At 45.2% G+C, this 16,038-nt stretch carries 15 protein-coding genes and 5 tRNA genes; 11 read left to right on the top strand and 9 right to left on the bottom strand.

Annotated features, from left to right (window positions below):
* The 4 genes from AB3Y96_RS13945 (at position 1) to tmaR (ending at position 4,411) form a co-directional block, all read left to right on the top strand.
* The gene (locus tag AB3Y96_RS13945; protein WP_367299464.1) at positions 1-900 is read left to right on the top strand and encodes a sugar phosphate nucleotidyltransferase; all 900 of its coding nucleotides are present in this window, start codon (positions 1-3) and stop codon (positions 898-900) included.
* 124 nt (positions 901-1,024) lie between these two features.
* Entirely contained in the window at positions 1,025-2,191 is a 1,167-nt protein-coding gene (gene ugd / locus AB3Y96_RS13940; protein ID WP_367299463.1) for a UDP-glucose 6-dehydrogenase, read from the top strand.
* A gap of 231 nt (positions 2,192-2,422) precedes the next feature.
* On the top strand, positions 2,423-3,835 hold the full coding sequence (gene gndA, locus AB3Y96_RS13935; protein ID WP_072310121.1) for an NADP-dependent phosphogluconate dehydrogenase: 1,413 nt from the start codon (positions 2,423-2,425) through the stop codon (positions 3,833-3,835).
* Between the two features lie 252 nt (positions 3,836-4,087).
* Positions 4,088-4,411 (top strand): PTS system regulator TmaR, encoded by a 324-nt coding sequence (gene tmaR / locus AB3Y96_RS13930; protein WP_025798203.1) that lies wholly within the window; start codon positions 4,088-4,090, stop codon positions 4,409-4,411.
* Between the two features lie 190 nt (positions 4,412-4,601).
* Here the strand turns inward: tmaR and AB3Y96_RS13925 are convergent.
* Together AB3Y96_RS13925 and AB3Y96_RS13920 are read right to left on the bottom strand one after the other, a co-directional pair.
* A tRNA-Asn gene (locus AB3Y96_RS13925) sits at positions 4,602-4,677 on the bottom strand.
* Positions 4,678-4,963: 286 nt separating this feature from the next.
* Positions 4,964-5,039: transfer RNA gene (locus AB3Y96_RS13920), tRNA-Asn, on the bottom strand.
* A 303-nt stretch (positions 5,040-5,342) separates the two neighbouring features.
* On the opposite strand from AB3Y96_RS13920, the gene AB3Y96_RS13915 reads away from it, so the two are divergent.
* Positions 5,343-5,477, top strand: a complete 135-nt coding sequence (locus AB3Y96_RS13915) for a hypothetical protein (RefSeq protein WP_367299462.1) — start codon at positions 5,343-5,345, stop codon at positions 5,475-5,477.
* Positions 5,478-5,633: 156 nt separating this feature from the next.
* Here AB3Y96_RS13915 and AB3Y96_RS13910 read toward each other — a convergent pair.
* Positions 5,634-5,709 (bottom strand) — tRNA-Asn (locus tag AB3Y96_RS13910).
* 286 nt (positions 5,710-5,995) lie between these two features.
* Positions 5,996-6,071, bottom strand: a tRNA-Asn gene (locus AB3Y96_RS13905).
* Between the two features lie 303 nt (positions 6,072-6,374).
* Between AB3Y96_RS13905 and AB3Y96_RS13900 the strand changes: the two genes are divergently transcribed.
* Entirely contained in the window at positions 6,375-6,509 is a 135-nt protein-coding gene (locus AB3Y96_RS13900; protein WP_367299462.1) for a hypothetical protein, read from the top strand.
* Between the two features lie 156 nt (positions 6,510-6,665).
* On the opposite strand, the gene AB3Y96_RS13895 is transcribed toward AB3Y96_RS13900, so the two are convergent.
* Positions 6,666-6,741: transfer RNA gene (locus AB3Y96_RS13895), tRNA-Asn, on the bottom strand.
* 175 nt (positions 6,742-6,916) lie between these two features.
* On the opposite strand from AB3Y96_RS13895, the gene AB3Y96_RS13890 reads away from it, so the two are divergent.
* The 5 genes from AB3Y96_RS13890 to AB3Y96_RS13870 are packed head-to-tail and all read left to right on the top strand — an operon-like array spanning position 6,917 to position 10,092.
* The gene (locus tag AB3Y96_RS13890; RefSeq protein ID WP_367299461.1) at positions 6,917-7,363 is read left to right on the top strand and encodes a PPC domain-containing DNA-binding protein; all 447 of its coding nucleotides are present in this window, start codon (positions 6,917-6,919) and stop codon (positions 7,361-7,363) included.
* Complete coding sequence (locus AB3Y96_RS13885) at positions 7,360-7,941, top strand: ECF transporter S component (protein WP_072310123.1); 582 nt, start codon at positions 7,360-7,362, stop codon at positions 7,939-7,941. Before AB3Y96_RS13890 ends, AB3Y96_RS13885 begins: the two co-directional genes overlap by 4 nt.
* Positions 7,941-8,663, top strand: a complete 723-nt coding sequence (locus AB3Y96_RS13880) for an energy-coupling factor transporter transmembrane component T (RefSeq protein WP_367299460.1) — start codon at positions 7,941-7,943, stop codon at positions 8,661-8,663. Before AB3Y96_RS13885 ends, AB3Y96_RS13880 begins: the two co-directional genes overlap by 1 nt.
* Positions 8,633-9,445 carry an energy-coupling factor ABC transporter ATP-binding protein gene (locus AB3Y96_RS13875; protein WP_367299459.1) on the top strand — a complete coding sequence of 271 codons (813 nt, stop codon included), beginning with the start codon at positions 8,633-8,635 and terminating at the stop codon, positions 9,443-9,445. Before AB3Y96_RS13880 ends, AB3Y96_RS13875 begins: the two co-directional genes overlap by 31 nt.
* Complete coding sequence (locus tag AB3Y96_RS13870; protein ID WP_367299458.1) at positions 9,439-10,092, top strand: energy-coupling factor ABC transporter ATP-binding protein; 654 nt, start codon at positions 9,439-9,441, stop codon at positions 10,090-10,092. Before AB3Y96_RS13875 ends, AB3Y96_RS13870 begins: the two co-directional genes overlap by 7 nt.
* Here the strand turns inward: AB3Y96_RS13870 and mtfA are convergent.
* The 4 genes from mtfA to AB3Y96_RS13850 all read right to left on the bottom strand — a co-directional run bounded on the left by mtfA (position 10,085) and on the right by AB3Y96_RS13850 (position 15,758).
* A complete protein-coding gene (mtfA, locus tag AB3Y96_RS13865) occupies positions 10,085-10,879 on the bottom strand; it encodes a DgsA anti-repressor MtfA (RefSeq protein ID WP_367299457.1) in 795 nt (264 codons plus the stop codon). The genes AB3Y96_RS13870 and mtfA overlap by 8 nt on opposite strands.
* A 162-nt stretch (positions 10,880-11,041) precedes the next feature.
* Entirely contained in the window at positions 11,042-13,234 is a 2,193-nt protein-coding gene (locus tag AB3Y96_RS13860) for an EAL domain-containing protein (RefSeq protein WP_367299456.1), read from the bottom strand.
* A 431-nt stretch (positions 13,235-13,665) separates the two neighbouring features.
* Positions 13,666-15,300, bottom strand: coding sequence for a phosphoethanolamine transferase (locus tag AB3Y96_RS13855; RefSeq protein ID WP_367299455.1), 1,635 nt, complete (start codon positions 15,298-15,300; stop codon positions 13,666-13,668).
* 275 nt (positions 15,301-15,575) lie between these two features.
* Positions 15,576-15,758, bottom strand: coding sequence for a YodC family protein (locus AB3Y96_RS13850; RefSeq protein ID WP_367299454.1), 183 nt, complete (start codon positions 15,756-15,758; stop codon positions 15,576-15,578).
* Positions 15,759-16,038: the final 280 nt, after the last annotated feature.

Raw genomic sequence — 16,038 nt, 5'->3', positions numbered from 1 at the left:
ATGACAAACATCAAAGCCGTCATCCCCGTCGCTGGCCTTGGCATGAAAATGCTGCCGGCTACCAAAGCAATTCCTAAAGAGCTTCTACCAATCGTTGATATTCCGCTTATTCAGAAGATCGTGAATGAATGCGTAGCTGCGGGTATCAAAGAAATTATTTTGGTCACTAACTCATCTAAAAATGCTATCGAAAACCACTTCGATACTTCTTACGAGCTTGAAGCTTTGCTTGAGGCACGTGTGAAACGTCAGTTATTGGCTGAAGTACAGTCGATCTGTCCGAAGGGCGTCACTATCAACAGCGTACGTCAGCACAAACAACTTGGTTTGGGCCACGCAATTCTTTGCGCCAAACCATTAGTCGGTGACAACCCGTTTGTGGTGGTGCTGCCGGATATCCTTTTGGACGACTCTACCTATGATGCTTCGAGAGAGAATTTAGCATCGATGGTACAGCGTTTCAGTGAAACTGGCCGCAGTCAGGTACTTGTGCAATCAACACCAATTGAAGAGCTGTCAGAGTACTCGGTGATTAACTGTGACAGCGAAGTTCTTGAGCAAGGGCAAACCGCTCGTATGACGTCTATCGTAGAGAAACCTGAAAATGCAGAAATGTATAACTCAGATCTATCTGCGGTGGGGCGCTACGTTCTGTCTGGCGCTATTTGGCCTATTCTGGAAACTACGGGCTATGGCGCTTGGGAGCGTATTCAACTTTCTGATGCTATTGCAACAATGTTGCAGCATCTGCCTGTTGAAGCCTATCGCATGGTGGGCAAAGCTTATAACTGTGGTGAGAAACTTGGCTATGCTGAGGCGTTTGTCGCTTATGGTCTGAATCATCCATCACAGGGGACTGCATTCAAAAATTGGTTAAAACAACTGCAGAAATCACTTTAGGTATTAATTAAGAATGAAATGATTTGTTAAAAGGCTCTCGCGATTTAGAGTTCGTTAGATATATTACTGATTTTTTAATATATTATTCGATACCTTAACAATTCATTTTTTCAGAGAAATTTTCATGAAAATTGCAATTAGTGGTACGGGTTATGTTGGGTTATCTAATGGTCTCTTGATCGCTCAAAATCATGAAGTTGTTGCGTTAGATATCGTTGAATCAAAGGTAGAGTTATTAAATCAAAAAAAATCGCCTATCGTTGATAAAGAAATCGAGCATTATTTAACCCATAAACCCCTCAGCTTCCGTGCAACGATCGACAAAGAAGACGCCTATCAAAATGCAGACTTTGTCATCATTGCAACGCCAACTGATTACGACCCCAAAACTAACTACTTTAATACCTCGTCGGTTGAGTCTGTGATTAAAGATGTGATGGCTATCAACCCTAATGCGGTGATGGTGATCAAATCAACGGTGCCGGTTGGCTATACACAGAGCATTCGTGAAGAGCTAGGTGTTGAGAATATTTTCTTCTCGCCAGAATTCTTACGCGAAGGGCGGGCGCTTTACGATAATCTTTATCCATCACGGATTGTGATTGGTGAGCGTTCAGAACGTGCAGAAAAATTTGCCGCGTTGTTAGTTGAAGGTGCAATCAAAGAAGATATCCAGGTTCTTTTCACTGACTCAACTGAAGCGGAAGCCATTAAGTTATTTGCCAATACCTATCTGGCGATGCGTGTGGCTTACTTTAATGAGCTGGATAGCTACGCTGAAGCCCTCGGATTGAACACGCGTCAGATTATTGACGGGGTTTGTTTAGATCCGCGCATTGGTAATCACTACAATAATCCGTCATTTGGCTATGGTGGCTATTGCTTGCCGAAAGATACCAAGCAACTGCTCGCAAACTATTCATCGGTACCGAATAATCTCATCGGCGCTATCGTTGATGCGAACCGCACGCGTAAAGACTTCATTGCCGAATCTATTTTGTCGCACCAGCCTAAAACGGTGGGTATCTATCGTTTGATTATGAAGAGTGGCTCAGATAATTTCAGAGCATCATCGATTCAGGGCATTATGAAGCGCATCAAGGCGAAAGGCGTTGAGGTGGTGATCTATGAGCCGGTGATGGAAGAAGATAGCTTCTTTAACTCACCAGTGATGAACGATCTGGATGCATTTAAAGCACGTTCTGACATTATTATCTCTAACCGCATGGATGAACAGCTGGCGGATGTTGCAAGTAAAGTCTATACCCGTGATCTTTTCGGTGGTGATTAATCCGTTGTGAGCACAGTGAGTTCGTAAACTAAATGTAAAAGCCCGCTTGCGGGCTTTTTTTATATTTTAAACTCCAAGTTTTAGCAAACGTATGCGTACACCTTCTGAACGCTTGAAACATCTATCGCATCAATCGCTATCCCATTAACTGCAAGCTGAGTTAACATAGCTGCCACACATGTGCTGTGAGGAGAGTCCTCGCAGGTATCATCCCTTAGACAGGAGTTTCCAATGTCCAAACAACAGATCGGCGTTGTCGGTATGGCAGTGATGGGGCGTAACCTCGCGCTCAACATCGAAAGCCGCGGTTATACCGTATCCATCTTTAACCGTTCCACGGACAAGACCGACGAAGTCGTTGCTGAGAACCCGGGCAAGAATTTAGTACCTTATTACACGGTACAGGAATTCGTTGAATCCCTTGAGAAGCCTCGTCGTATCCTGTTGATGGTGAAGGCTGGTGAAGCTACTGATAAGACTATCGATTCCCTGAAGCCTTATCTGGAAAAAGGCGATATTCTAATCGATGGCGGCAATACCTTCTTCCAAGACACTATTCGCCGTAACCGCGAACTGTCTGCTGAAGGTTTTAACTTCATTGGTACCGGTGTTTCCGGTGGTGAAGAAGGCGCGCTGAAAGGCCCATCTATCATGCCTGGTGGCCAGAAACATGCCTATGAACTGGTAGCTCCTATCCTGAAGAAAATTGCTGCGGTTGCAGAAGACGGCGAGGCGTGCGTAACCTACATCGGTTCTGATGGTGCTGGTCACTATGTGAAAATGGTCCACAACGGTATCGAATACGGTGATATGCAGCTGATTGCTGAAGCCTATTCTCTGCTGAAACATGGCCTGAATCTGTCTAATGACGAGCTGGCAACGACCTTTACCGAATGGAATAAAGGCGAACTGAACAGCTACCTGATCGACATCACTAAAGATATCTTCACCAAAAAAGATGAAGAGGGCAAATATCTGGTAGATGTGATCTTGGACGAAGCGGCTAACAAAGGCACCGGTAAATGGACCAGCCAGAGCTCTCTGGATTTGGGCGAACCATTGTCTCTGATTACGGAATCCGTGTTTGCACGCTATATCTCTTCACTGAAAGATCAGCGCGTTGCGGCATCTAAAGTGTTGTCTGGTCCGAAGGCTCAGGTCTTTAGCGGTGACAAAGCAGAATTCGTTGAGAAAGTTCGTCGTGCGCTGTACCTCGGCAAAATCGTTTCTTACGCGCAGGGCTTCTCTCAGCTGCGTGCTGCATCAGAGGAATACAGCTGGGATCTGAACTACGGCGAGATTGCTAAGATTTTCCGCGCCGGCTGTATTATTCGTGCACAGTTCCTGCAGAAAATCACTGACGCTTATGCTCAGGATGCCTCAATTGCAAACCTGCTGCTGGCTCCGTACTTCAAGAAAATTGCTGATGAGTACCAGCAAGCGCTGCGTGACGTGGTGTCTTACGCTGTACAGAATGGTATCCCAACGCCTACGTTCTCTGCGGCGATTTCCTACTACGATAGCTATCGCTCAGCAGTGTTGCCGGCTAACCTGATTCAGGCTCAGCGTGATTACTTTGGTGCGCACACCTATAAGCGCACTGATAAAGAAGGTGTATTCCACACTGAGTGGCTGCAAGACTAACATTCGGCGTCATTGAACGTAGAAATCAAGATCCGGGCTTGCCCGGATTTTTTTCGTCCAAAATTGACTCGTTTGCGCGAAATTTCAGCATTTAGTCATCTTTATTCACTATTTGAGGTGTTTTTATCATGTTGCCGGATGGCTAAACTGGGTAATATAAGAATAGTGAGAGGCTATACCTCGAAGCCGTGAAACGGTATCTTGTTAGTCACAGCCTGATTTGAAGTTTTCTACTTAAGCAAAGGTATCAAGATGGAAAATGTGAATAAGCCGACTTTCCAAAACGTTCTGGAATTTGTGCGTATGTTCCGCCGTAAAAACAAGCTGCAGCGCGAAATCGTGGATAATGAGAAAAAAATCCGTGATAACCAGAAACGCGTATTGCTGTTAGACAACCTGAGCGAATACATCAAGCCAGGTATGAGTGTTGAAGCGATTCAGGCGATCATTGCCGACATGCGTGGCAACTACGAAGATCGTGTTGATGACTACATCATCAAGAACGCCGATCTGTCTAAAGAGCGTCGTGAGCTTTCTAAAAAGCTTAAAGCGCTGGGCGAAGGCGAAGCTAAGTAAGATCCCTATCCCACAGGCAGGGCATCTCGCTCTGCCTGCACTTCAAATGCAAATTCTTGCTTCACCTTCCAATCAAGTTAAACAAATTTCGCTAGCGGTTAAATCTTAATATGCGTATGGGGCAGCTCGAAAAACCCAAGGGATAAAAAACAAAAAACCCGCTTAGTTTCCTAAGCAGGTTTCTCAAATTTGGCTCCTCTGACTGGACTCGAACCAGTGACATACGGATTAACAGTCCGCCGTTCTACCGACTGAACTACAGAGGAATCGTGTGAACGAGGCGCATAATAGCGAGGGAGTATTCCACTGTAAAGTGTTAAACATAAAATGTGATTTGTTTGATTGATTTATCGTCATCATGTTGATTTTTTAGGATTACATGGATGATTTACCATCATTTGTGAGTTTGTAAGTATCTGAGACGTAAAACCGACGAAAGTAGAAGCATACTGGATGCAAAAACGAGTAGCTCAATAAATATCAATAGATTGTATAGCTGAATGCAAACAGCAAAAAGCCCGCTTAAGTTTCCTTAAGCAGGCTTCTCAAATTTGGCTCCTCTGACTGGACTCGAACCAGTGACATACGGATTAACAGTCCGCCGTTCTACCGACTGAACTACAGAGGAATCGTTTGAACGAGGCAGATAATAGCGGCCTCTCACGAGGCTGTAAAGCCTAAATTACTATTTTTGCACTGTTCGCTTATCTTCTAAGCATAATGATGAGTTTTTGTCTTAATCTCATTTTAGTTTTGTTGCAGAGCACGATCCTTTGTTCGCACAAATAGCCCTCTCTGCGGGAAATGACTTCTCAGGCGTTCTCAACATCACTTTGATTAAGTTACGTCAGTGAGGTGAATAGCGCACAAGCATTGCAAGAAAGAATTCAACGGCAACGTTCAAGCATGAAATCCGACTGGAGGTTGCCAAATGGCTACTATCCTCACCCAAGCATATTCGTCCGAAAGCTTTCCATTCACACTTTCATTTAATGCCCAAACCGATTTCACCGCATTAGCCGACTACTGCGAGCGCTTCGCGAATGGAATGCTATTTTCTGGGTGAAAGGTAGGCGCTGTGTTACTGCCTTGAAGATTGCCTGAACCTGTTATCGAACCTGATTGACCCCAAATCTGACCACCAAATTCTTTCGGTATACGCAGACGGCATACGCAGAAAAGCAAAAAGCCCGCTTAGTTTCCTAAGCAGGCTTCTTAAATATGGCTCCTCTGACTGGACTCGAACCAGTGACATACGGATTAACAGTCCGCCGTTCTACCGACTGAACTACAGAGGAATCGTGTGAACGAGGCGCATAATAGCGAGGGAGTATTCCACTGTAAAGTGTTAAACATAAAATGTGATTTGTTTGATTGATTTATCGTCATCATGTTGATTTTTTAGGATTACATGGATGATTTACCATCATTTGTGAGTTTGTAAGTATCTGAGACGTAAAACCGACGAAAGTAGAAGCATACTGGATGCAAAAACGAGTAGCTCAACAAATATCAATAGATTGTATAGCTGAATGCAAACAGCAAAAAGCCCGCTTAAGTTTCCTTAAGCAGGCTTCTCAAATTTGGCTCCTCTGACTGGACTCGAACCAGTGACATACGGATTAACAGTCCGCCGTTCTACCGACTGAACTACAGAGGAATCGTTTGAATGAGGCAGATAATAGCGGCCTCTCACGAGGCTGTAAAGCCTAAATTACTATTTTTGCACTGTTCGCTTATCTTCTAAGCATAATGATGAGTTTTTGTCTTAATCTCATTTTAGTTTTGTTGCAGAGCACGATCCTTTGTTCGCACAAATAGCCCTCTCTGCGGGAAATGACTTCTCAGGCGTTCTCAACATCACTTTGATTAAGTTACGTCAGTGAGGTGAATAGCGCACAAGCATTGCAAGAAAGAATTCAACGGCAACGTTCAAGCATGAAATCCGACTGGAGGTTGCCAAATGGCTACTATCCTCACCCAAGCATATTCGTCCGAAAGCTTTCCATTCACACTTTCATTTAATGCCCAAACCGATTTCACCGCATTAGCCGACTACTGCGAGCGCTTCGCGAATGGAATGCTATTTTCTGGGTGAAAGGTAGGCGCTGTGTTACTGCCTTGAAGATTGCCTGAACCTGTTATCGAACCTGATTGACCCCAAATCTGACCACCAAATTCTTTCGGTATACGCAGACGGCATACGCAGAAAAGCAAAAAGCCCGCTTAGTTTCCTAAGCAGGCTTCTTAAATATGGCTCCTCTGACTGGACTCGAACCAGTGACATACGGATTAACAGTCCGCCGTTCTACCGACTGAACTACAGAGGAATCGTTTGAACGGGGCAGATATTAGCGAGCGTGGAGGTGACTGTCAACGGCTAATTAAAATAGTGAGACTGATTGCTGATTAAGTGCACAAAAAGCTAAAACTTTGTTCTTTATCGCAAAGTAACCCTTTTATTTTTCTTACTATTGTGCGGTTGAATCACATACTGGAATACTTATGCGTGCTAAGGATTTAGTCTCATCGAGCCAGTTCTACCCCCTCAGACTTCTGCCGGGAACAGAGTTAATTGCCGAGTTAAGGCAGTTTATTGCCACACATCACATCAAAGCAGGCTGGATCGCCTCCGTGGTTGGAAGCCTTTCAACCGTTTCGCTTCGATACGCCGGGTGCGAACGCACTAGCTTAATTGAAGGAACATTTGAAGTTATCGCCCTAGGCGGGACTTTGGATAGCCAATTCGAACATCTGCATATGTCGGTTGCCGATGAAACCGGTCGGATGTTCGGTGGCCATGTTATGCCTGGAAATATTGTTAGAACCACGCTAGAACTCATCATTGGTGAGTTGTGTGATGTCGATTTTTCACGTCAGGATTGTGTTTTATCCGGCTACGAAGAATTAGCTATCACGCCCCGCAACGCTCTTAAGGACGAGAATAAATGAAAGAGAAATACCAGTTTTCTAGTCGTAGCTTAGTTCTGATCGTCATTTGTGTTGCGATTAATATGATCGCAGGGCAGATGATTTCTATGCTTAAACTCCCCCTTTTTTTAGATTCGATTGGCACCGTACTATGCGCAGTGCTGGCGGGACCTTGGGTTGCGTTATTTACGGGGCTAGTGACTAATTTGCTCTGGGGACTTCTAACCGGTCCGATTGCAGCTGCTTTTGCGCCTGTTTCCATGGTCATTGGCTGCGTAGCTGGTGTGATGGCGCGAGCGGGGTGGTTTAAATCGTTTGGCCGCGTCGTGATTACCGGCGTAGTAATCACGCTGTGCTTAACGGTAGTGGCGGTGCCTATTCGGACTTATCTGTTTGGCGGTGCGACAGGAAGTGGCGCTGACTTCGTGGTGGCCTATTTACATGCTGTCGGTGAAGGGTTGCAAGAGTCCGTGGCTTTCACCGTTGTCGGCGTTAATCTTATAGATAAAATTCTAACGGTGCTGATTGTATGGGGGCTTCTGCGTCGCATGCCTGAGCGCACGCGCCATAATTTCCCGCATATGGCACCGATTCGTTAATGCATCCTTTTACATGGCTAGCGCTCTGGTTTTGGTATTCCGTCAGCGCGCTATTTTTGCCTCTGCCAATTCTTATTGGATGGGGCTTGGTGCCTGTGGCAATTATTATAATCTGGCCTGCGGCACGCTGGCGTATCAAAGTGGTGATGGCCTTTATGATCCCCATGGGAATAGGGCTGTGGCTCGTTCACAGCCACTGGCTCCAGTCGCTGTTTTCTCATAGTGACAAAATCAGTTTTACCGTTCCCATATTTGCCATTGCACTGTGGTTACGTCTGCTCGTTTTCTTTGCAGCCGCTCAACTGTGGCTGCAAACAGTCTCAACTCAGCGCTTTGTTGCTGCTTTATTATCTAGTCGCTTACCTGTCGGCATCGCTTATTTGTGCGCTGGCCCTCTACTGCTAAAGGAGCAACTTAAACAGCAATTAGCCGCGATTAAAGAAGCACAAAGCGCGCGTGGCGTGAGTTTTGATGGCACCCTTATTCAGCGATTGAAAACGATCGTACCGTTGCTTTCACCTCTACTACTGCAAAGTCTCAATGATTTAACCACGCGAAGTGCTGCGTTAGATGCGCGGGCATTTCGTCTCTATCCACATCGCACCGTTCTTAAACCCATCTTCGAACATCGCTGGGAGCCATTTTTGCGCGCTGTTTTACTCTGTTGTTTGCTGGTCGAAGGAGGTGCGTTTTGGCTTTATCACTCGATATCGATCGGTTAGTGGTGGATGTGCATGGCGTTTTTCAGCTAGGGCCAATAACCCTGACGCTGGAAGAAGGGCACTGGCTTGCCATTCTCGGTGGGAATGGTTCAGGAAAAAGCCTGCTGGCTAAATTTTTGGTTGGAGCCCTTGAAGAAAACGCATTGCGGCATATTCAAGGCCAGGGCGAGGTGTTGGGTTGCAACATTTTGCACGAGCATGAAGTGAAATATACCCGCCAATGGGTTCAGCAGTCGCCCTATTTACAGTTTTCCGGTTGTTGTTTTACCGTTGAAGACGAAATTGCATTTGGGCCACAGAATTTAGCGCTGCCTGCCGCTGAAATAATGACGCGAGTTGAAACTGCCCTGACGCGTTTCAATTGCCTGCACCTGCGCTTACGCAACCCCCAGACGCTATCGGGAGGTGAAGCGCAGCGGGTGTTACTCGCCTGTGCTCTGGTCATGCATCCAAAATTATTAGTATTGGATCAGGCGTTGGGGCGATTAAGCCAAGAGGCGACCTATCAAGCGCTTGATGCTATTCAATGCTATGCGCAAGAGCTGCAGTGCTCGGTGGTTATGCTTGAACATCGTCTTTTCCCTGCGGCAGATTATTGCCCGCAGCGTGTACTGCTGAAAGAAGGAAGTACGAGCTTTTTTGATGAGATCCTTCCGTCGTCATTAGTGCAACAAGTCGTATTACCTGAACAATTGAAAACGGCGCTGCTGCAAGAAACTCAGAATCTTAATGATGTCACACAGGTGTTTTCTCCTTTTATGCGAGGCTGTCCGCCATGCTAAACATAGAAAATATGGGGTTTAGCTGGGAGGCAGAAAAGGACTGCCTTCAAGGCGTAAATCTGCATATCAAACGTGGTGAGCAATGGGTGATTACCGGAGAAAACGGTGCTGGAAAATCGACGCTGCTGCGACTCGCTGCGGGTTTGCTCAAACCGAGTCGTGGGAGTGTCTATTTGGACGGCGTAGATCTTGCACAGATGAAATCGCTAGAAAAAGCCGCCCAGATTGGTTTTCTGTTTCAGGAAGTTGAACGCCAGTTGTTCCATAGTTCAGTACTCGATGAAATCCGGTTTGGGCTACGATTACAGCGTTTGCCATCGGCACTGATTGAGGCGCGAGCACAGCATGCCCTCGAGACATGTGGGCTAATTGCCGTTGCGAATAAACACCCGCTCGATTTACACAGTGGACAGCGCCGTATGGTCGCCGTTGCGTGCCTATGTGCTATGCAGTCGCCCTTACTACTTTTAGACGAGCCGAGCCGAGATTTTGATCCGTATTGGATGGGGATTTTTGACGCTTGGTTGAAGAAACGGCGTGAGCAAGGAACAACTGTGTTAGCGATAAGTCACGATCCTGAATTTTCCCAACGACACTTCAAACGCACTATTTTGGTCAATGAGGGAACCGCGCGAATCGCTATCTAGCATTTATGGCAGACAGATCGCTTGCCTGCGCGTGCTGCTGCCGAGCAAGTGGATCTTGTTGATAGAATTTAACAAAATGCGCATACATGGCGGGAAAACGCCCGTAGAGCAGTTCAGGTGCGCTAAAAAAGTATTCAGAAAGCACGGCAAAGCATTCTGCCGGTTCGCTTGCTGCATAAGCATCAAGGCTGGTGGCCGCCTCACCGACAACGTCGACTTCATCTTGAATGGAGTTCATGGCCGCCTGTAGGTCATATTCCCACTGCGCAACATCTTTAAGCGCAATCGGCGGAATGCCGGTAGCGACGCCGGCGTTACGCATGTCGAGCTTATGTGCCGTCTCATGAATGATAAGGTTGTAGCCAGACAGGTCGAAAGAGTCTTTCACATCCATCAAATTCAAGATAACCGGTCCCTGCGCCGAACATTGTCCTGCTTGCACCATTGGGCCGGTATGAACTAAGCCGATGTCATCTTGCCATTCTTCATGAAAAATAAAAGGCTCTGGATAGAGCAGAATTTCATGAAACCCATCAAGCCAGTCAATGCCAAGTTCGAGTACCGGCAGTGAAAAGAGTAAAGCGATACGAGCCTCAAACAGAGGAGAAAGGCACAGGTCTTGTAATGGGACGATGCGTTTCACCTGCAAGAACTTCGAGGCAATCAGCGTGAGTTTATGCGATTCGGCGGGTGTGAGCGTTGCAAGCAGAGGAATAGCTAACGCGTCTTCCCAGGGATAATTGGCAAGAGGGCGATTCTCACCTGCGTTCCAAGGCCACTTAATCATTAGAATGCTCGCAACATGATGGGTTATTCACCACTGTTTTATCATGAAAAAGCGTAAGGATAAAACAGTAAACTCAGCGCGTAGATAATCATTTTTTTTCCAATGAGTCTGTGATTAAGCCCACGCTTGTTGCTCGCTTGCATAAATAAATCAATACGTTGGCTACGCGAGAACTAAAGGCTCCGGTTTACCTAAAAGGTATCCCTGCAGATACTCTACGCCCAATGTAATTAATACATCGCGCTGTTCTGGTGTTTCCACATATTCCGCGACGACTTTTAGCTTCATCTCACCGGCAATTTCGCAGATAGATTTAATGATCATCTGATCAACGCGGTTACTAGTAATGTTTTTGACGAAGTAACCATCAATTTTGATGATGTCGGCATTCAACTTTTTTAATCGCTCGTAGTTGGCAAATCCAGTGCCAAAGTCGTCAATGGCAATTTGAAAATGATAGTCGCGTAGCGTGCTGATGCAGTGGTGGGCAGCGGCCGCATTGATGAAGCCTTGCTCTTCGGTTACTTCAAAAACAACGGCGGAAGGGGGGACTTGGTGCTGCTCAAATATAGCAATAATGCGCTCGGCAATCCCGTGCTGCATTAACGATAGAGGCATCAGATTAACGGAGAAACATATTTCTTCCGTATCTAGGTTTTGCGCTCGTATGTATTTGACTACGTTCTCTACCATCAGCAGATCGAAGCGTGGGCTAAGGTTAAATTCTGCGATCAAAGGAATAAATTTATCTGGCGTAATAATGTCATTGTTATCTTTTAGGCGCGCTAAAATCTCGTAATAGCGGGTACCATTTTTATGCTCAATCGGCTGAGCATGCAGCACGATGTTATTTTCATTAAGGGCATTTTTGATTTTTTGCAGCAATACGACCCGGTCTGACACCTGACTCGCGACGACCTGATTCCCCTCATTGAGGCATAGCAGGCGATCCTCTTGGCAGGCTTTTTCACACAGATAACTTAGCTGGCCAATACAGCGGTGAAGGTTATCTGCCTCTCGATTGAATTCGCCATAAGATAAACCATAGTGCAGTTCGACCTGAATATTGTTCCAGCTTAGCGGATATTCCTTAAGCTTCTGGCGGAGTGCATTTAAGCGGGGAATATTCTCGTATTCGCTACCGCACAGAAAAATGAGCAAATCGCAGCTAGGCAATTGATATACATGCTCACCGCTGCCCAGATGGTTATTGATTATGGTAGCAATGCTTTGTTTACAATGGATCCGCATGCGAAGTCCATAATGGCGACTCAGTAGCTCAAGACTTGAAAGATGTAGATGACATAGCACGCCCTTCGGATGAGCGCGGACATGGTGCTCAAGCGCACGCAAATTGGGTAGCTTCGTCATGGGATCGGTTAATGCCATTAGCGCGTAGACTTTCTGCATCCAGTCACTTTTCTTAAACATCATCGACAGATAAAAAATAGAAACGGTGAAGGCGATAAATACCGAGGAGATAAAGGTCAGCTCAAAGGCATTATTGGCGATGTGTAAAAAGCTTTTGCTGTAGGTCAGTAGCATAAGGGCGGTAAACGACCACAGCATAATAATCAAACGGGTGCTCAAACGTTTGATGCCGTAGTTGAAATGAACAAATATGGCTGGGGCAACAAACCCTGAAAACAATACGGTATTGAAGGGTAGGCAAAATATAATCAAGAATAGAGCAAGTAACGCGAACCAACAGATATTGATTAGGCGACCTTCATTGCTCACGGCCGACTTTAGGTCAAACAAGAAAAAGGTTCGGGCATAGCGCCAATTTAGCAACATTCTTATGCCGTAATAGAATATAACGCTAAAAATAACCGCTGCGATGATCAGATTTTGAATATTAATTAGCGTATAGATATCAGCACTCAGACTAAAGTAGCGCTCGAGCGTTGGGGGTGCATCAATGAGCGTGCCGGAAGCCACAATCATGACTTTCATCCAGAAGGGGGCTATTAATCCCAACCAAAATAGACGGACGCCGATCCCTTTATTGCCGATGTTATAGCGCCAGCGTTTGCCCAAAATCATCTCAACGATCCATGAACAGCCAGCTAAAGGGATAACGATACTCAAGGTCATCGCCACTGCCGATGAGGGCGTGAAGAAGGGGATCATCAGATAGCTGATACAGTACGCGGCCGTCAGCGGAATTAATACGTTTCGCCCAAACAGCAGGATCATTGCCGTCGCCAAACTGACGGGCAAATAGGCTAAATGAACATTCTCGTAATAGATAACGGCATGCGGAGAGATACTGCGAGCGATGGGGAAAAAAAGCAGAGTGACAATAAACGCCGTTATTTGTTTTCTCAAGTCTGAGCTGAATTTAAAAGCCATCGCGAGTTCGCATTAGTCGGTTAGAGTTAATGTAAGAATATAATTTCACCGCATACATTAAAACGTGTGGGAGAATGATATCTGTAGATTACAGTAGAGCTGTATATTCTCTGAATGCCTTAATTGTTACATTTATTATCTATTTTTTCAATTAAACTAATAATTTACAATATAAAAACAAATTTGAAGTGAGGGAGTATTCATTCACTCTGGTATTCAGCGGAAGAAATTATTCCGCTGGAGATTAATTGCTTATAGTGGCGAGGGTATTATGGCGGAAGTTTTGTTGCCGGATTTTTCTCTGCTCATTTAACAGCAGAGATGTGGTGTATTTGTTATGAGTAATTTAATTCAAATAGAAAAGCCACGATGTATCCGTGGCTCTGCTAATGGCTCAAATTGTGATAACAATCATCTTATTCATTGTGTCATCACGGTTTAACTGTCCGGCAGGTTTTAAGGATATCCAAACTAGGATCGTATTCCTTGGTTTGTACATTCATCATTGCCAGCATGGTATGGAACAGGTTGTCGTGTGAATAGTCGTTCGTCTTGGCAAGCTTGGCGACACAATCACGATCTATCCCATTGGCCTGAACAAAACCATCCGATAGCCACATTTCCATTGGGACTTTTGTTTGCTCATCGGGTGCAAACTTATAAGGCGTGCCATGCAAATACAGACCGTCTTCGCCTAACGATTCACCGTGATCAGACACATAATACAGTGCGACGTTATAGTCTTTTTCATATCCCTTAAGCCGTTGAATGAACTGGCTGACAACATAATCGGTATACCTGATGGTGTTATCATAGGTATTGACTAATTCCTGTTGGGTGCAGTTTTCAATATCGCTGCGCTGGCAGTCCGGTACAAAGAAACGAAACTCTTTAGGATAGCGTTTGTAGTAGGTTGGACCATGGCTGCCGATAAGATGAAAGGCTAGCGTCTTATTTTTCCCGTCATTCGGAATAAGTTTATCCAAATCGTTTAATAGCACGGCGTCGTAGCAGGTTTCTCCATCGCAAAGATTTTTGTCGCTATTCGTTGGCACTATCTGTGTCGGAATGCGATCGCAGGCGCCTTTGCAGCCTTCATCATTGTCTTTCCAGTAAGTAGACACGCCTGCTTTTTGCAGGATATCCATCAATCCTTCGCTGTTGCGCGCAATGTTATTGTCAAAGTGCGTACGTGGCATATTCGAGAACATACAAGGCACCGAAACGGCGGTCGCTGTGCCGCATGAGCTGACCTTAGAGAAATAAATCAGATCGGGTTCTTGGCTGGTATAAGGATTGGTTGGGCGCGCATATCCCTGGAGCTGCTGGTTTTGATGGCGAGCGGTTTCACCCACGATTAAAAAGACCAGCGTTGGTTTGCTGCCCGTTTTTTGCACTAGTTTTGCATCGTCACCGATCTTACGGAATGGAATCGGCTTGGTCAGATAGCGGCGATTTATATATTGCGAAGCGCTATAGAGATAGTTAGTTGGCACAATCTCCAAATTTAGCGTGCGGTTATTACGCCCAACGGAGGCGTAGTCTTGGTAATAGAGGCTAGCGACCAAGGCAATAATTAAAAGCGAGACCAGCATAGAAACTAAACGCAGCCCAAAGCGGGCGAGAAAACCGTGCGCATAGATAATCTGTGTTCGCATTAATATCACGCAGGGCAGAATGCCGGTGAACAGCACCCACAATACCACCGAGAAATTATAGTAAGACGAGGCTTCAGCGGGGTTGGTTTCAAAAATATTTTCAATCATTGAACGATCGAAAATGATCTTGTATTTCAATTGCGCATAGCTGGCAAAGGCGCTAACCACCAGAATGAGGCAAAAGAAAGGCTTGAAAATTGGCTTAAACGTGAACGGTGTAAAAACAAAGTTCAGCGCGGCAATCAGCACCAGTGGAATTGAAAATGCAAAGCCGAGCTTATAGTTATCTAACGAAGTCAGTATCCGATAAAAATGCAGTAGAATCGGTAGGTTAACTACGAGAGTGAAGTAAACTGCCAAAATAATGGTCAGTGATAAAAAACTGACTCTCAACGCCTTTCGCTGCAAGGTAAACGCTCCCCAAAACCGTTAAATGACCATGTTTGATGAAATAGTGGCCAAGAATTAAGCGTAATAAATAAAACCGCTTTATTGTGGGGCAGATTAGCGAGCCAAACTTAAGATAGCCTTAAGCCATCAAGGCTTAAAATGATGAAAGCTCAGTGAGTAAAAATCGCGGAATGCCACCAAAGTAAATAATATTTTTTGATAAAAAAACGCCGCTTTGATTATCAATGCGGCGTTAAATCATTGGTGTGGTGAGATGAAGATATCAGCGATATTTAGCAAACGCCAAAATCACCGTCTTCTTGGTAGAGCGCCAGATGGGAAGCCGCTATATTTTCCTGTTTTTCGTTTCCTAGTTCATTCCAAGAACAGGTAATCTCATCGCCACTCACCGCGACAACCGTCATACGCGGGCCGCCGCTGGTTTTTTGTACGCTATCACCCACTGAAAAACTCATGCTTCTCTCCTCAATAAATCGGGTTAAATAACAAACAGAATCCGTTTATCTTATTGAATGTTCGAATATTCAAATAAAGTATGCTTTATAAAATAGACCAAGCTAGCCCAGATAAATAGTGAAAAGAACCGATGCCTATGGTGATAAAAATTGAATAACTCTTCGTGAATAACTCTCCGATAGTGTGGATGCCTATTTCTTCACTCGAATAATTTTTCTGATGCCACAAAAAATTTTACTTTAAAAACTCATTGCTTTGTTTTTAAGAGTTATTTTCATT

This window comes from Hafnia alvei, from assembly GCF_964063325.1.
Taxonomy (GTDB): domain Bacteria; phylum Pseudomonadota; class Gammaproteobacteria; order Enterobacterales; family Enterobacteriaceae; genus Hafnia; species Hafnia alvei_B.
This window is presented reverse-complemented; position numbering and strand designations above follow the sequence as displayed.

What these genes read in the sequence shown, in the direction of transcription:
- AB3Y96_RS13945 (WP_367299464.1), top strand. Translation starts at nt 1, where the DNA reads ATGACAAACATCAAAGCCGTCATCCCCGTCGCTGGCCTTGGCATGAAA.
- ugd (WP_367299463.1), top strand. Translation starts at nt 1,025, where the DNA reads ATGAAAATTGCAATTAGTGGTACGGGTTATGTTGGGTTATCTAATGGT.
- gndA (WP_072310121.1), top strand. Translation starts at nt 2,423, where the DNA reads ATGTCCAAACAACAGATCGGCGTTGTCGGTATGGCAGTGATGGGGCGT.
- tmaR (WP_025798203.1), top strand. Translation starts at nt 4,088, where the DNA reads ATGGAAAATGTGAATAAGCCGACTTTCCAAAACGTTCTGGAATTTGTG.
- AB3Y96_RS13915 (WP_367299462.1), top strand. Translation starts at nt 5,343, where the DNA reads ATGGCTACTATCCTCACCCAAGCATATTCGTCCGAAAGCTTTCCATTC.
- AB3Y96_RS13900 (WP_367299462.1), top strand. Translation starts at nt 6,375, where the DNA reads ATGGCTACTATCCTCACCCAAGCATATTCGTCCGAAAGCTTTCCATTC.
- AB3Y96_RS13890 (WP_367299461.1), top strand. Translation starts at nt 6,917, where the DNA reads ATGCGTGCTAAGGATTTAGTCTCATCGAGCCAGTTCTACCCCCTCAGA.
- AB3Y96_RS13885 (WP_072310123.1), top strand. Translation starts at nt 7,360, where the DNA reads ATGAAAGAGAAATACCAGTTTTCTAGTCGTAGCTTAGTTCTGATCGTC.
- AB3Y96_RS13880 (WP_367299460.1), top strand. Translation starts at nt 7,941, where the DNA reads ATGCATCCTTTTACATGGCTAGCGCTCTGGTTTTGGTATTCCGTCAGC.
- AB3Y96_RS13870 (WP_367299458.1), top strand. Translation starts at nt 9,439, where the DNA reads ATGCTAAACATAGAAAATATGGGGTTTAGCTGGGAGGCAGAAAAGGAC.
- mtfA (WP_367299457.1), bottom strand. Translation starts at nt 10,879, where the DNA reads ATGATTAAGTGGCCTTGGAACGCAGGTGAGAATCGCCCTCTTGCCAAT.
- AB3Y96_RS13860 (WP_367299456.1), bottom strand. Translation starts at nt 13,234, where the DNA reads ATGGCTTTTAAATTCAGCTCAGACTTGAGAAAACAAATAACGGCGTTT.
- AB3Y96_RS13850 (WP_367299454.1), bottom strand. Translation starts at nt 15,758, where the DNA reads ATGAGTTTTTCAGTGGGTGATAGCGTACAAAAAACCAGCGGCGGCCCG.